The organism is Allobosea sp. 47.2.35 (genome assembly GCF_024655635.1).
Classification (GTDB): domain Bacteria; phylum Pseudomonadota; class Alphaproteobacteria; order Rhizobiales; family Beijerinckiaceae; genus Allobosea.
Genome location: NZ_JANLGI010000014.1, coordinates 86281 through 101892 on the forward strand (window position 1 = coordinate 86281; position 15612 = coordinate 101892).

The window sequence follows — 15612 nt, forward strand, 5'->3', positions numbered from 1 at the left end:
GTCCGGAAAAACGGACGATTTACCGGTCATTAAGCACTTCCTGACGGAGTCCAGCGATGATTAGAGTGGGGCTGATTCGGTCGCCGCGATGCGCGGGCCGGAACGAAAGCTCTGATGTGATTGGCGTGGTGGCGAGCGTGGATCGGCCCCTCCGGAGATGGCAGCCCTGCCAGCTCCCCCGGCCGATTCCGACGGGCCCGATGGACAAGGCGGCTCCTGCCGCCGGAGAGACGACGGAAGCGGAATGGGACGGGCGAGGCGACAGGGGCGAGATGGCGGTTGGCGTCCGCGCGCGTTGCTGCCCGGACTGGTGGCCGCCTCGGCGACTGTTCCGACCATCGCCCGCAGTGAATGGCTGGCCCCCGGTTCCTTCGACGCCATGAGCTCGGGCGGGCTGTCGCTGGTCCTGGCAGGCTTGACCGTCTTCGCCACGACGACATCGCTGATCTATGTGCGCGAGCGCACGCGCTGGCAGAAGCGCGAGGCCCAGCTCGCGGCGGATCTCGAGGCGGCGCGCAGCCATCAGGAACGGCTGTCGATCCTGCTCGCGGCCGATCCGCAGGTCGTGGTGAGCTGGAAGGGCCGCAATGCCGAGCCCATTTTCGAAGGCGATAGCGGCTTCCTCGGCGCGCCCGGAACAGCGTTGGCCCTGGCCTATGGCAGCTGGGCGCCGCCGGCCGATGCCAAGCGCCTCGAACTGGCGACGGACGCGCTCAAGGAGCGTGGCGAGGCCTTTAATGTAACCTTGCGCAGCAAGGCCGGCCCTTTCATCGATGTCGAGGGCCGTCCCGTCGCCGGGCGCGCGGTGATCCGCTTCCGAGAGGTCACCGGCGAGCGGGCGCAGGTCATGACCTTGCGCGGCGAGCTCGAACGCGTCACGGCCGGTCATGCGGCGCTCTCCAGCCTGCTGGCGGGGCTGCCGCATCCCGCCTGGATGCGCAATGCCGATGGCCGCCTGACCTGGGTCAACGCCGCCTATGCCCGCGCCGTCGAGGCCACTGACGCGGCGACCGTCGTGAAGAGCGGGCTCGAACTGCTCGATCGCACCGAGCGCGATGCCGCCGGGCGGGCGCGCCGCGAAGGCGCTACCTTCGCCCTGCGGGCGCCGGCCGTGGTCTCCGGCCAGCGGCGCACGCTCGACATCATGGAACTGCCGACCGCGACCGGCTATGCCGGCTTCGCCATCGACATGAGCGAGCTGGAGGCGATCCGCGCCGATCTCCAGCGCCAGATGGACGCCCATGTCCGTACACTCGACCGGCTCAAGACGGCGGTCGCGGTCTTCGATGGCGCCCAGCGCCTCGTCTACCGCAATTCCGGCTTCGATACGCTCTGGTCGCTGGAAGCAGGTTTCCTCGACGGCCAGCCCACCGATGGCGAGATTCTCGACAAGCTGCGCGCCGAGCGGCGCCTGCCCGAGCTCGGCGATTACCGGAGCTGGAAGGCGGCGGCGCAGGCCGCCTATACCGCGACGCGCGCCAGCGAGGACTGGTGGTACCTGCCGGACGGGCGCACCATCCATGTCGTCGCCAGCCCCAATCCGCAGGGCGGCGTCACCTACCTCTACGATGACGTCACCGAGCGCTTCACGCTGGAATCGCGCTTCAACGCGCTGTCCCGTACCCAGCGCGAGACGCTGGACTCGCTGCGCGAGGGCGTCGCCGTGTTCGGCTCGGACGGGCGGCTCAAGCTCTCCAACCCGGCCTTCGCCCAGTCCTGGCGCATCCAGGGCGGCGATCTCGCGGCGAGCGCTCCGCATATCGACGAGGTCATCCGGCTCTGCAAGCCGCTCTTCCCGCAGGACGAGGTCTGGAGCGAATTGCACAGCGTCGTCACCGGCGTGCGTGATGCGCGCGAGGATTACAGCAGCCGCATGGAGCGGCGCGACGGCACGGTGCTCGACATGGCCGCGGCCCCCCTGCCGGACGGCGCGACGCTGATCTCCTTCGCCGACGTCACCGCCAGCGTGAATGTCGAGCGGGCCCTGACCGAGAAGAACGAGGCGCTGGAGAAAGTCTCGCGGCTGCGCGAGGATTTCGTCCATCACGTCTCCTACGAATTGCGCTCACCGCTCACCAACATCATCGGCTTCGCGCAACTGCTGGGCACCGAGACGGTTGGCGCTCTCAACGAGAAGCAGCGCGACTACACCTCCCACATTGTCCGCTCGTCGGGCGCGCTGCTCGCCATCATCAACGACATTCTCGACCTCGCGACCATCGACAACGGCGCGCTGACGCTGGAGATCCAGGATGTCGATGTCGCCGATGCCATCGCACAGGCGGTTTCGGGGCTTCAGGACCGGCTGACCGACAGCAAGCTCGAGCTTAAGGTCGAGATCGATGCCCGCACCGGCCCGCTGCGCGCCGACGGCAAGCGCCTGCGGCAGGTGCTGTTCAACCTGCTCTCCAATGCGATCGGCTTCTCCGCAGCCGGCCAGACTGTCGCGGTCAGCGCGACGCGCACCGGCGGGGATATTCGCATCACCGTCGCCGATCAGGGCCGGGGTATTCCGGCCGAGGTCATGGAAAAGGTCTTCGAGCGCTTCGAAAGCCATTCGCTCGGCTCCAGCCATCGCGGCGTGGGCCTCGGCCTCTCCATCGTCCGCTCGATCGTCGAATTGCATGGCGGCCATGTCGAACTCGATTCCGCGCCGGGACGCGGCACGCGGGTGACGGCCGTCTTCCCGGCACAGGGCGTGCCGCTCTCGGATGCCGCCGAATGACGGAAGAAGCCCGCAAGGCCGGCACGCACCGGCTTCTGCTGGCGGACGAGGCGGCGACGCTGCGTCTCGCCGCCGATATCGCCGCCATCCTCAAGCCGGGCGACATCGTCGCGCTCTCGGGCCATCTCGGCTCCGGCAAGTCGCTGCTGGCCCGCGCCATCCTGCGCGAGCTCGCCCGCGATCCCGCGCTGGAGGCGCCGAGCCCGACCTTCACGCTGGTCCAGAGCTATGAGACTGGACACGGCACCGTCCTGCACGCCGATCTCTACCGCGTGCGTTCGCCCGACGAACTCGACGATATCGGGTTGGTCGAGGATATCGATCGCCTGATCCTGCTGGTCGAATGGCCAGACCGGGCCGGCTCGCGCCTGCCGGCTGCACGGCGTCTCGACATCGTGCTCGACGTCGATCCCGACAATCCCGAGACAGGCCGTATCGCCGATCTCTCGGGCGGCGTGCTCTGGAAGCAGCGCGTGGCCATCGCGGTCGCGTCGCGCCGGCTCGTCGATGCCGCCGGCTGGGGCGAGGCCCGCCGCGACTTCATGCTCGGCGATGCCTCGACGCGCGCCTATGAGCGCCTCACACGGCCGACCGGCGAGACCGCGGTGCTGATGATCTCGCCGCCGCGCCCGGACGGCCCGCCGATCCGCCTCGGCAAGCCCTATAGCGCGCTCGCCCACCTCGCCGAGAATGTCGAAGCCTTCGTCGCGATGGATCGCGGCCTGCGCTCGCTGGGCTATTCCGCGCCGGACATCCTGGCCGAGGACCTCAATACCGGCCTGCTGGTCATCGAAAATCTCGGCAACGAGGGCGTGATCGATGTCGAGCGCCGGCCGATCGCCGAGCGCTATGAGGCGGCGGCCCGGCTGCTCGCCGACCTCCACCGCCACACCTTGCCGGCGATCCTGCCGGTCGCAGAGGGGCGCGATCACGCCATCCCCGAATATGATCGTCAGGCCATGGCGATCGAAGCCGAATTGATCCTGGAATGGTATGCGCCGCATATCGCCGGGGTGACGCTGCCGGCGGTGACGCAGGCCGAGTTCGCACGGATCTGGGGCAAGCTCTTCGACGAGATCCTCGCTCAGCCGGCGACCTGGACCTTGCGCGACTACCATTCGCCGAACCTGATCTGGCTGGAAGGCCGGGAGGGCCATGCCAAGCTCGGCCTGATCGATTTCCAGGACGCGGTGCTCGGCCACCCCGCCTATGATCTCGCCTCGCTCGGCCAGGATGCGCGCGTCGATGTGCCGGCCTCGCTGGAACTCAGGCTGCTCGCCGCGTATGGCGCCGCGCGCCGGGCCGATACGCCGGATTTCGACCTCGCCGATTTCGCCCGCGCCTATGCGATCCTCGGTGCCCAGCGCAACACCAAGATCGCCGGCATCTTCGCGAGGCTCGACAAGCGTGACGGCAAGCCGGACTACCTGAAGCATCTGCCGCGTATCGAGGGCTATCTGCGCCGCAACCTCGATCATCCCGCCCTCGAAGAGCTGAAAGCCTGGTATCAGGCGCATATGCCGAAGCTGTTCGAGACAGAAGCGGCGGATTAAGCTCAGGCAGATCGACACGGAGATTCGCGTGACCACAACCGCTTCCCCGCCGATCCGCCGGGCGATCGTGCTGGCGGCCGGCCTCGGGCAGCGCATGCGCCCGATCACCGACACGCTGCCCAAGCCGCTGGTGAAGATCGGCGGCAAGGCGATGCTCGACCATGCGCTCGACCGGCTGGCCGATGCCGGCGTCGAGGAGGCGGTCGTCAACGTTCATCACCTCGCCGGGCAGGTCGAGACGCATCTCGCCGGCCGGACGCGCCCGCGCATCGTGATCTCGGACGAGCGTGGCGAACTGCTGGAAACCGGTGGTGGCGCCAAGAAGGCCCTGCCGCTGCTCGGCGACGGTCCGTTCTTCAGCGTCAACTCGGATTCGCTCTGGAGCGAGCAGGGCATCTCGAATTTCGGGGCGATGGCCGCCGCCTGGAACGGCGGGACCATGGACATGCTGCTGTTGCTGGCGGAGCGCGAGAGCAGCGTCGGCTTCAACGGCCCCGGCGATTTCTTCCGCGACGAGGACGGGCGCCTGACGCGCCGGGGAACGGCCGCGAACGCGCCCTACGTCTATGCCGGCATCGGGATCGTGACGCCGGAGTTCTTCGTGGATACCCCGGTCTCCTTCTCGTTCAATCTGCTCTTCGACCGCGCCATCGCGCGCGGGCGCCTTTCCGGCCATGTCCTCCAGGGGCGCTGGCTGCATGTCGACCGGCCGGAGGCGATCGCGCCGGCCGAGGCTGCCTTCGCCGCCGCCCAGCCGGTCGATGCCTGAGCTCAACCTGTTCAGCATCCCGGCCGGCGCGCCCTTCCTGGAGGTGCTGGCGCAGGCGATGCTGGACGGCCGGCTCGGGCCGGTCCACGACCCCGCCGATCCCGCCGCGATGGCGCGGACGACGCTCTACCTGCCGACACGCCGCGCCGCCCGCGCCTTTGCCGCGATCCTCGCGGGAAAGCTCGGCGACCGGCCACTGCTCCTGCCCCGCATCGTGCCGCTCGGCGATGTCGACGAGGCCGAGACGGCGCTGATCGGCGCCGGCGCCTGGGCTGAGGCACGCGTCGCCCCGATCGCACCGCTCGAACGCCGCATGCTGCTGACGCGGCTGGTCGATACCTGGGGCCGCACCGCCAATCGCAACCATCTCCGGCTCGATCCGAGCGAACCCGCCTTGGTACCCGCGACGCTGGCCGAGGCCTATGGGCTTGCCGGCGACCTCGCCGCCCTGCTCGACCAGATGCAGACCGAGGGCGTCCCGGTCGAACGGCTGGCCTCGCTTGATGCCGCCCGCTTCGACCGGGTCTGGCAGCTCAATGCCGGATTCCTCGCCATTCTCGGCGAGGCCTGGCCGAACATTCTGGATGAGCGCGGCGCCTGCGACCCCGCCGCCTTCCGCAACCGCATGCTGGCGGCCGAGCGCGACAGGCTCATCGCCGGCGGCGCGACCGGGCCGATCATCGCCGCTGGCTCGACCGGCACGGTTCCGGCGACAGCGCGCCTGCTTGCCGCCATTGCCCGCCTGCCGAACGGCGCCGTGGTCCTGCCCGGTATCGATCTCGGCCTGGATCAGCGCGCCTGGGATGCGATCGCAAGGGAGCCCGCGCCCTCCCATCCGCAAGCGGCCCTGCATCATCTGATGGAGACGCTCGAAGCCGTCCGCGATGACGTGCGCGAGCTGTCGCAGCCCGATGCCGCGCGCGGTGCGCGGGCCGCTTTGCTGCGCGAGGCGATGCTGCCGGCCTCTGTCACCGAACTCTGGTCCGATATCGGCACGCGCATCCCGGAAGCGGTGGCGGCCGAGGGATTCGAAGGCCTTCGCGTCGTCGAGGCCGCCGACGAACGCGAGGAGGCGCTGATCGTCGCCATTGCGCTCCGCGAGACATTGGAACGGCCCGGCGCCCATGCGGCGCTGGTCACGCCGGATCGCGGCCTCGCCGAGCGCGTCGCCGTCGAACTCAGGCGCTGGGGCGTCGAGGTCGATGATTCTGCCGGCCTGCCGCTCGGGCGCTGGCCCGCCGGTTCGCTGCTGCGTTTCGTCCTTGAAGCGGTGCTGGCGGAGATGGCGCCGGTCGCGCTCGTGCCTTTGCTCGCGCATCCGCTCTGCCGCCTGGGGCTCGGCCGGGATGCGCTGGCGCAGGGCGCTGCCGCACTCGACATCGGGACATGGCGCGGCGAGACGGTCGGCCGAGGGATGCCGGGCTTGGAAGCCGCTCTCGCGAATTGGGAGGCAATCCGCGAGAGCGGGCATGTCCCGCGGCCGCGCAAACGATTGACTGCCGAGGATCAGGCCGCCGCCGCCAAGGTGCTGCAGGCGCTGGGCGCGGCCAGCGCCATCTTGCGCGAGGCTTTCGCCGCCGAGAAGCCGACACTGGCCGCCGTGGTGACGGCGGCGCGCGCAGCCGTCACCGCCTTCAGCACGAGCGAGACGGGCACGCCGCTCGCTTTCGTCGGACCCGACGGCGAGGCGCTGGCCGGACTTTTCGACGAGTTGGCCGGGGCCGAAGCCGTGATGCCGCCGAACGGCACGGCGCGGGATTTCGTCGCCATCCTCGATGGCCTGCTGGCGGAGACCGTGGTCAAGCGCGCGGCGCCGGGCTACCCGCGCGTCGCGATCTGGGGCCTGCTCGAAGCGCGCCTCCTTGAGGCCGATCACGTCGTGCTCGGCGGGTTGAACGAGACTGTCTGGCCGCCGCAGACGACCACCGATTCCTTCATCAACCGGCCGATGCGGGCCGAACTCGGCCTCTCCCCGCCCGAGCGGCGCGTCGGCCAGACCGCGCATGATTTCGTCATGGCGGCGCTGGCGCCGCAAGTGACGCTGACGCGCCCGCGCAAGGCCGGTGAGTCCGAGACCATCGCCTCGCGCTTCTGGCAGCGCCTGCAGGCGGTGACGCCGCAACCGGTCTGGGCGAACGCCGTGGAGGACGGTGCGAAGCTGCGGGCCTTGGCCGGCGTGCTCAGCGCTCCTGGCGACGCGAAACCGATCAGCCGTCCGGCGCCGCGCCCGCCGCGCGATCTTCAGCCGCTCTCGCTCAGCGTTACCGAGATCGAGACGCTCTACCGCGACCCCTACCAGATCCATGCCCGCAAGATCCTGAAGCTCGACGCGCTCGACGATCTCGTGGCGGACCCGACCGCGCAGGATCGCGGCAAGCTGCTGCACGGCATCGTCGAGGAGTTCACCAAGACCTATCCCGAAGGCTTGCCGGCCGATGCGCTCGGCCAATTGATCGGGATCGGCGCCCGGCTCTTCCGTGCCTATGACGGCGTGCCGGAGGTCAAGGCCTTCTGGTGGCCGCGCTTCCTGCTGACGGCCGGCCATTTCATCCGCTGGGAGGGGAACCGGCGCGGCGATATCGGCCGCATCGGCGTCGAACTCTTCACGGCCGCGAGCTTTCCGCTCGCCGATGGCAGCGAATTCCGCCTGAGCGGCAAGGCCGACCGGGTCGAGCTGACAAGCAAGCCCTCGCTGCGCATCGTCGATTTCAAGACGGGGGCACCGCCCTCCAAGAAGCAGGTCGAGAAGGGCTTTGCCCCGCAATTGACGCTGGAAGCTGATCTGGCGGCGCGGGCCGGCTTCAAGGGGCTCTCCGGGCCCTTGCCGGTCGACGACGTGCTCTATGTCAAGCTTCACCACGATCCCAGGGGCTGGGGAGCGAGCGCGCCGCTCAAGTTCGGCGACGAATCCTTGGCCGATGTCGCCGCGCGCCATCTCGAGCGCCTGCTCGAATACTTGGACGCCCTGCGCTCCGGCCGCGAACCCTTCGTCTCGCGCCGCGCGCCCGACTATATCCGCTATGCCAGCCCCTACGACCATCTCGCGCGCGTCAAGGAATGGTCGGCCGCGTCCGATGGCGACGAAGGGGGCGAGGCATGAAGCCGGGCTGGATCGTCCCACCGCTGACCAACCAGCGCCAGGCGTTAGCCGCCGATCCCGGCCTCTCCGCCTGGGTCTCGGCCAATGCCGGCTCGGGCAAGACCCATGTTCTGGTCAACCGCGTGCTCAGGCTGCTGCTTGACGATGTCGCACCCGGCCGCATGCTCTGTATCACCTATACCAAGGCCGCGGCCGCCAACATGGAGAACCGCATCTTCAGGGCGCTGGCGGGGTGGGCGACACTGCCCGACGAGGCGTTGGGGCGCGAGCTGGCAAATCTCACGGGTCAGGTACCGACGATGGCCGAGCGCGCCAAGGCGCGGCGCCTCTTCGCCGAGGCGCTGGAGACGCCGGGCGGGTTACGCATCGAGACCATCCACGCCTTCTGCACCCGCGTGCTGCAGGCGGCGCCCTTCGAGGCCAATGTGCCGCCCCGTTTCGAGGTCGCCGATGACCTTGCGCAGGCCGAGATGCTGCGCGCGGCGCGGCGCGAACTGCTCGCCCTCGTCGCAGCCGAGCCGAACGGGCCGGAAGCCCGCGCGCTCGACCTGCTCGCGCGGCTTGCGGCACAAGACTCGTTCGAGACCATGTTCCAAGAGGCGCTGCGCCAGCGCACCCTGTTCAGCGACGAGAACGGCCGCGCCCGCGACGCGGGCTCAGTGACCGCCGGTATCGCCACTCTCCTCGGCATCGCGCCGGATCTCTCGGCTGATACCGTCAGGACTCGCTTCCGTGCCGATCTAGCGGCTCTGCCGGGATTGCATGCACTGATCGAAGCTCTCCAGACTGGCAGCGACACGCGCCAGACCTTTGCAGGCAGCCTGCGGACCTTGTTGGTGGGGGGCGACGACGGCGACCCAATTGCATTTTGCGGCGAGGGCCTGCTCACGAAGCCCGATAAAAAGAAGCCAGAGAGAACGATAAAGAACCACATTCGCGGCACGGGTAAGTCCGCATACGAAGGAGTGCTTCTATCTACGCTAGAAGCACTCGCTGCGTGTGTTCTGGGTGCTTCCGAGCAGCTGAACGCCGTCGCGATCCGCGACCGCAGCGCGGCGCTCGCCTTGCTGGTGACGCGCATGCTCGCCTGCTACCAGCGCCAGAAGAGCCTGCGTTCGCTGCTCGATTATGACGACCTGATCGCGCGCACGCGCTCGCTGCTGGAGCGGGTCGAGGCTGCCTGGGTGCTCTACAAGCTCGATGCCGGCATCGACCACATCCTGCTCGACGAGGCGCAGGACACCGGCGAGGCGCAATGGGCGATCCTGCGCAAGCTCGCCGAAGAGTTCACCAGCGGCGGTGATCTCCGGGCGAAGCCGCGCACCATCTTCGTCGTCGGCGACGAGAAGCAGTCGATCTACGGCTTCCAGGGAGCGGCGCCTTCCGCCTTCGGCGAGGAGCGTCGCGCGCTGGGCCAGCGCATCCGGGCGGCGGAGCGGGATTTCGAGGCGATCAGCCTCAACACCTCCTTCCGCTCGGCGCCGGATATCATGCAGGCGGTCGATGCCGTCTTCGCCCTGCCGGAGCATGCACGCGGCCTCGTCTTCGACGGCGCGGCCCGGCCGGAGATCCACGACACCGTCCGCCGCAACGCGCCCGGCACCGTCGACATCTGGCCGCTTGCCGCCAATGACACCGGCGAGCCGCCCGATGCCTGGACGACACCGGTCGATGCGCCCGAGCGGCGCAGCGGCACGGTGAAGCTTGCCGAGCGAATCGCGCGGACCTTGCAGCGTTGGCATCGCGACCGCCGCGACGATCTCGGCCATCCCTTCGCGGCCGGCGACGTCATGATCCTGCTGCGCCAGCGCGGCGCGCTGTTCGAGGCGATCGTCAAGGCGCTGAAGGATGCGGGCGTCCCCGTCGCCGGCCGAGACCGGCTGACATTGGCCGAGCATCCGGCGGTGGAGGACCTCGTCGTGCTCGGCCGTGCCCTGCTCCTGCCTGACGACGATCTGACGCTTGCGACCGCGCTCAAGACACCTCTGATCGATCTCGACGACGACGATCTCCTGCGCCTCGCGCCGAACCGTAAGGGCTCGCTGCGTGCCGCCTTGCAGGAGGCGGCGGCTGACGAGTTGCGCTATGCCGAGGCCGAAGCGAAACTTGTTCGCTGGACGCAGCAGGCCGGGCGGCAGGGGCCTTTCCGCTTCTTCGCCGACCTGCTCGGCCCGGGCGGCGGGCGTAATCTCGCGCTGGCCCGACTCGGCGCAGAGGCGGGTGATACGCTCGACGCCTTCCTCAACGCTGCGCTCGACCATGAGCGCCGCTATGGCCCCTCGCTTTCCGGCTTCCTCCAGCATGTCGCCGGTAGCGCCGCCGATGTGAAGCGCGATCTCTCGGCCAGCGCTGGCGAGGTCCGGGTCATGACCGTCCATGGCTCGAAGGGCCTTGAGGCGAAAATCGTCATCCTCGCCGATCTCGGTGTCGAGCCCGGCGCGCGGCGCCTGCCGAAAATCCTGGCCGTGCCGACGCCGTCAGGCGAGATCGTGCCGCTCTGGCCGCCGGCTTCCGCGGAGGATGTTCAGGCCACGGCGGCTGCCAAGGCCGTGGTCGTCGGGCAGATGGTCGAGGAGCATCACCGCTTGCTCTATGTCGCGATGACCCGTGCCGAGGACCGCCTGATCGTCTGTGGCGTCCAGCCCAAGGGCGAGCCCCCGCCCGGCAGCTGGTACGCGATGATCGAGCAGGGGCTGATGCGGTCGGATGCCGGCCTGAAGCTGATCGGCGAGGGGGACGACGCCACGCAGCGTTTCATGGTCTCAGTGCCGGTGGCGGTGGAGGAGGAGACCGGTCACGCGGCCGGAGAGGCCGCTTCGGTTCCCGTTCCGCATTGGTTGGGCAGGCGCGTCCTGCGCGAGGCCGAGCCTCTGCCGCCGCTGAAGCCGTCGAGCGCGCTGACGGCCGCCGATGGCGAAGAGCGGCCCGGCGACGGTCCCTTCCTCGCCGAAGCGGCGGCGGCCGGCCGATTGGCGCATGTCCTGCTGCAAGTCCTGCCGAGCGTTCCCGAGGCGCGCCGACTCGCGACGGCGGAAGCGCTGGCCGAAGCGCGTGGCGGAGCCCTGCGGCCCGAGCGGCGGGCAACCATCGTGGCCGATGCCCTGCAATTGCTGGCGGTTCCCGCCTTGGCCGGGCTGTTCGCCGCGGACGCTCTCGCGGAGGTGCCTGTCGCGGGCTCGATTCGCATGCCGGACGGCGAACTGCGCGCGGTGTCAGGCCGGATCGACCGGCTGGCGATCACGGCGGAGAGCGTCATTGTCGCCGATTTCAAGACCACGGCCCGGCCTCCGCAGACGGTGAGTGCGATACCCGTCACGACCATCGCCCAGCTCGCCGCCTATGCCGCGCTGATGCGGGAAATCTATCCGGGCCGACAGGTGCGGGCACTGGCGATCTACACGGCGAGCCTGACCTGTTTCGAGCTGGATGCCGGCCGGCTCGACGCGGCGCTCTCAGTGCTGGCAGCCGATGAGAGTGCCGGCATCGTCGCGGGAGCGCCCACGCCATGAGATTCGTGCCGCATTCCCTGTCGCTGCGCCCGCGCCTGCTCATCGCGCTCGCCGCCGGGGCGGTGCTCACCCTGCTGCTGCCCGGCGAATGGCGCTGGGCGACGCGGCTGCTGGTGGCCTGGGATGCCGGCGCGATCCTCTATCTCGGCCTGCTGGCGACGACGATGTTCACCGAGACGGTCGACGAGATCCGGGCGCGGGCGGAGCAGCAGGACGAGGGCGCGCTCGCCATTCTCGTGATCTCCTGCCTCGCGGCAAGCGCGAGCCTTGCCGCCATCGTCGTCCAGCTCAGCGGCATCGGTGCGCTGCCGGCTGATCAGCGCGGCATCCACCTCGCGCTCGGCGGCGTCACGATCCTGTGTTCCTGGACGCTGCTGCACGCCTTTTTCACGCTGCACTATGCCGGCATCTACTATCGCGGCGGCAAGGCCGAGCCCTGCCTCGACTTTCCCGGCAAGGCCGACCCCGACTATGTCGATTTCCTGTATTTCTCCTACACGATCGGCTGCACCTCGCAGACTTCGGACATTGCCGTGACCACCCGCCATGCGCGCGGCATCGTGCTGGCGCACTCGATCCTGACCTTCATCTTCAACGCCTCGATCCTGGCGATGGCAATCAATGTCGGGGCGAGCCTGGTGTCGGGCGGCTCGTGACGCGCCGGTTTCACCTCAGCCCTGCAATGCACGCGCCTTGACCCGGGGGGCCGGCATTCATAGCTTCGCTGGCGAAGGGTGGCATTGCCTCCCATTGAAACCGAAAGGCGGCCAGTCATGGCAACGAGCAAGGTAACCGACGCGAGCTTCGAGGCCGACGTCCTGAAGGCTTCCGAGCCGGTCGTGGTGGATTTCTGGGCGGAATGGTGCGGCCCCTGCCGCATGATCGGCCCGGCGCTCGAGGAAATCGCGACCGAGCTCAACGGCAAGGTCAAGATCGTCAAGATGAACGTGGACGAGAATCAGCAGATTCCGGCCCAGTTCGGCATCCGCTCGATCCCGACGCTGATGCTGTTCAAGGACGGCAAGCTCGCCTCGCAGAAGGTCGGCGCGGCCCCCAAGAGCGATCTCTCGCGCTGGATTTCCGCGGCGGTTTGATTTGCCGGATCGGATACGAAGAAAGGCCCGCTTCCGATGAGGAAGCGGGCCTTTCTCGTTTGAACGTCGTCAAATGTCAGTTCTTGCGGGAATCGAGCGCGAAGGCGCCGGGGCCGGCGGTCGCGATGTAGAGGAAGATGAAGCAGAACAGCATGGCCGCCTCGCCGCCGTTCAGCAGCGGATAGAAGCCCTTCGAGCCATGGGCCATCCAGTAGGCCACCGCCATCAGGCCGGAGAGGACGAAGGCGGCCGGGCGGGTGAAGAAGCCGACGAGGACGAGCGCGCCGCCGACGATCTCCAGCACGCCTGCGGTCCAGGGCAGGCTCATTGCGGCGGGCAGGCCCCAGGACGGAGCAGCCGGGAAGCCGAACAGCTTCTGCGTGCCGTGCGAGATGAAGCTCAGCGCGGCGAAGATGCGAAGCAGGCCGAGGGCATAGGGCTGGAAGCGCGACAGAAACTGCATGCGGTGGTCCTTGGTTGCGTATAGCTCGGATATTCCAGCTTCGGGTTCTAGGCGAGCCCCCTGATTTTGCGCAATATCCCGGTTGATGACGTTTGCGTTTGCGTGTTTGCAAGTTCGATCACGTTTGCGCGACGGCTGTGATCGCTGTGCCGCATTGCACGCTTTACGAACCCTTAAAAGCGCCATGTTTGAATCCTGTGTGACCTGACCGCATCGCGAGGCGGCTTGGCGGCCGAAAACGGGGCAGGATGAACGACCGGATTGCACGAGGCGAGCGGCGCGAGCCCTCCTTTGGTTATGAGCGTGACGAGCGTCACGTGGACGGTGACATGCGCCTTTCTCCAGACGATCGCCCCTCTCGCTTTCAGAAGGCCGCGGCGCAGCCCGAGCCGAGCCGGCAGCTCCGCAACCCGCCGAGGCGCGACAAGCGTGGCGGCGGCGGCAAGCGCCGTGGCCGTCGCGGCCGCCGCTCGTTCCTGGGCGGCCTGTTCTACTGGTCGATGGTGCTTGGCCTCTGGTGCCTCATCGGCGTCGGGGGTGTGGTTGCCTATCACGCTTCGCAACTGCCGCCGATCGACCAGCTCACCGTGCCGAAGCGGCCGCCGAACATCGCGATCCTCGCCGCCGACGGTTCGCTGCTCGCCAATCGCGGCGAGACCGGCGGACGCACCATCACGATCGGCGAGGTGCCGCCCTATCTGCCGCGCGCCTTCGTCGCGATCGAGGACAAGCGCTTCTACGATCATTTCGGCATCGACCCGATCGGCATCACCCGCGCGCTCGTCACCAATCTGCGTGGGCGCGGCGTGGCGCAGGGCGGCTCGACGCTGACCCAGCAACTCGCCAAGAACCTCTTCCTGACGCAGGAGCGCACGGCAGCCCGCAAGATCCAGGAGGCGATCCTGGCGCTTTGGCTGGAGCGCACCTACACCAAGGATCAGATCCTCGAACTCTATCTCAACCGCGTCTATTTCGGCTCGGGCGCCTATGGCGTCGAGGCGGCCGCGCAGCGCTATTTCAACAAGTCCGCGCGCTCGGTGACGATCGCGGAGGCCGCGATGCTGGCCGGTCTCGTCCAGGCGCCGTCGCGGCTCGCGCCCAACCGCAATCCCGATCTGGCCGAGAAGCGTGCCCAGCTCGTCGTCGCCGCGATGGCCGATCAGGGCTTCATCACCCAGGCCGCGGCCAAGACCGCGCTGACCGCGCCGGCCGAAGTGCCCGAGCGGGTCGGTGCCGGCTCGGTCAATTACGCCGCCGACTACGTCATGGACGTGCTCGACGATTTCATCGGCGCGGTCGAGGGCGACGTCACCGTCCTGACCTCGATCGATTCGAAGCTGCAGTCCTCGGCCGAGACGACGCTCGTCGATGCGCTGTCGGCGCAGGGCGCCAAGCTGAACGCGTCGCAGGGCGCGGTCGTCTCGCTCGCGCCCGACGGTGCCATCCGCGCGCTGATCGGCGGGCGCGACTATACCAAGAGCCAGTTCAACCGCGCCACGGCGGCGCGCCGCCAGCCGGGCTCCTCGTTCAAGCCCTTCGTCTATCTGACGGCGCTCGAGAAGGGCATGACGCCGGATACCATCCGCGACGACGCCCCGGTTTCGATCAAGGGCTGGGAGCCGGAAAACTATTCGCGCAACTATCGCGGCCCGGTGACGCTCGCGACCGCGATGCAGCATTCGCTCAACACGGTCGCCGCCCGCCTGATCCAGGAGGTGACGCCCAGGGAGGTCATCCGCACGGCCCAGCGCCTCGGCATCAACTCGGCCCTGCAGCCGAATCTGTCGCTGGCGCTCGGCACATCGGAGGTGACGCCGCTGGAGCTGACGGCCGCCTATGCGACCTTCGCCAATGGTGGCCAGTCGGTGCTGCCCTATGTCATCCGCGAGGTGCGGCAGACCAACGGCAAGGTCGTCTATGCCCGCAAGGCCGCGAATCTCGGCCCGGTCATCCAGCCGCAGAACCTCGCCATGATCAACACCATGTTCAACGGCGTGATGAACGGCGGCACCGGCAGCAAGTTCAACATCCCGGGCTGGCAGGTCGGCGGCAAGTCCGGCACGACGCAGGATTATGGCGACGCCTGGTTCGTCGGCTTCACCGCCAAGCTCGTCACGGCGGTCTGGGTCGGCAATGACGACGCTTCGAAGATGAAGCGCGTCACCGGGGCCGGCCTGCCCGGCGAAATCTGGGGCAAGTACATGAAGGCGGCCCATGCTGGTGCGCAGCCCGTTCCGTTGCCGGGCGGCCTCTGGCAGGGCGCTCCGAAGGCGATCGGCGATGGGGCACCGGTGGCGGATGCCCGTCAGCTCGAAGCGCCTCCGCCGACCAGCGATCGCGCCTGGGTGCCCCCCCGGCCGCAGGAGAAGAACTTCTTCGAGCGGCTCTTCGGCGGCTGA

The 15612-nt window shown here is 68.7% G+C and carries 9 protein-coding genes; 8 read left to right on the forward strand and 1 reads right to left on the reverse strand.

Annotated features, from left to right (window positions below; translation table 11 throughout):
• Positions 1–295 precede the first annotated feature (295 nt).
• The 7 genes from NUV79_RS17460 to trxA all read left to right on the forward strand — a co-directional run bounded on the left by NUV79_RS17460 (position 296) and on the right by trxA (position 12750).
• Positions 296–2725: a sensor histidine kinase gene (locus NUV79_RS17460; RefSeq protein ID WP_257734373.1), complete on the forward strand. Its 2430-nt coding sequence runs from the start codon at positions 296–298 to the stop codon at positions 2723–2725.
• Positions 2722–4278, forward strand: a complete 1557-nt coding sequence (tsaE, locus tag NUV79_RS17465) for a tRNA (adenosine(37)-N6)-threonylcarbamoyltransferase complex ATPase subunit type 1 TsaE (protein ID WP_257734374.1) — start codon at positions 2722–2724, stop codon at positions 4276–4278. Before NUV79_RS17460 ends, tsaE begins: the two co-directional genes overlap by 4 nt.
• Positions 4279–4306: 28 nt before the next feature.
• Complete coding sequence (locus NUV79_RS17470; protein WP_257734375.1) at positions 4307–5047, forward strand: nucleotidyltransferase family protein; 741 nt, start codon at positions 4307–4309, stop codon at positions 5045–5047.
• A complete protein-coding gene (addB, locus tag NUV79_RS17475; RefSeq protein WP_257734376.1) occupies positions 5040–8147 on the forward strand; it encodes a double-strand break repair protein AddB in 3108 nt (1035 codons plus the stop codon). Before NUV79_RS17470 ends, addB begins: the two co-directional genes overlap by 8 nt.
• Positions 8144–11656, forward strand: a complete 3513-nt coding sequence (addA, locus tag NUV79_RS17480) for a double-strand break repair helicase AddA (protein WP_257734378.1) — start codon at positions 8144–8146, stop codon at positions 11654–11656. The genes addB and addA overlap by 4 nt, the downstream gene beginning before the upstream one ends.
• A complete protein-coding gene (locus tag NUV79_RS17485) occupies positions 11653–12312 on the forward strand; it encodes a DUF1345 domain-containing protein (RefSeq protein ID WP_257734379.1) in 660 nt (219 codons plus the stop codon). Before addA ends, NUV79_RS17485 begins: the two co-directional genes overlap by 4 nt.
• A gap of 117 nt (positions 12313–12429) precedes the next feature.
• Positions 12430–12750, forward strand: coding sequence for a thioredoxin (trxA, locus tag NUV79_RS17490; RefSeq protein WP_257734380.1), 321 nt, complete (start codon positions 12430–12432; stop codon positions 12748–12750).
• A gap of 76 nt (positions 12751–12826) precedes the next feature.
• On the opposite strand, the gene NUV79_RS17495 is transcribed toward trxA, so the two are convergent.
• Positions 12827–13213 (reverse strand): DoxX family protein, encoded by a 387-nt coding sequence (locus NUV79_RS17495; protein WP_257734381.1) that lies wholly within the window; start codon positions 13211–13213, stop codon positions 12827–12829.
• Positions 13214–13461: 248 nt separating this feature from the next.
• Here NUV79_RS17495 and NUV79_RS17500 point away from each other — a divergent pair, with 248 nt between their 5' ends.
• Positions 13462–15612 carry a transglycosylase domain-containing protein gene (locus tag NUV79_RS17500; protein ID WP_374679290.1) on the forward strand — a complete coding sequence of 717 codons (2151 nt, stop codon included), beginning with the start codon at positions 13462–13464 and terminating at the stop codon, positions 15610–15612.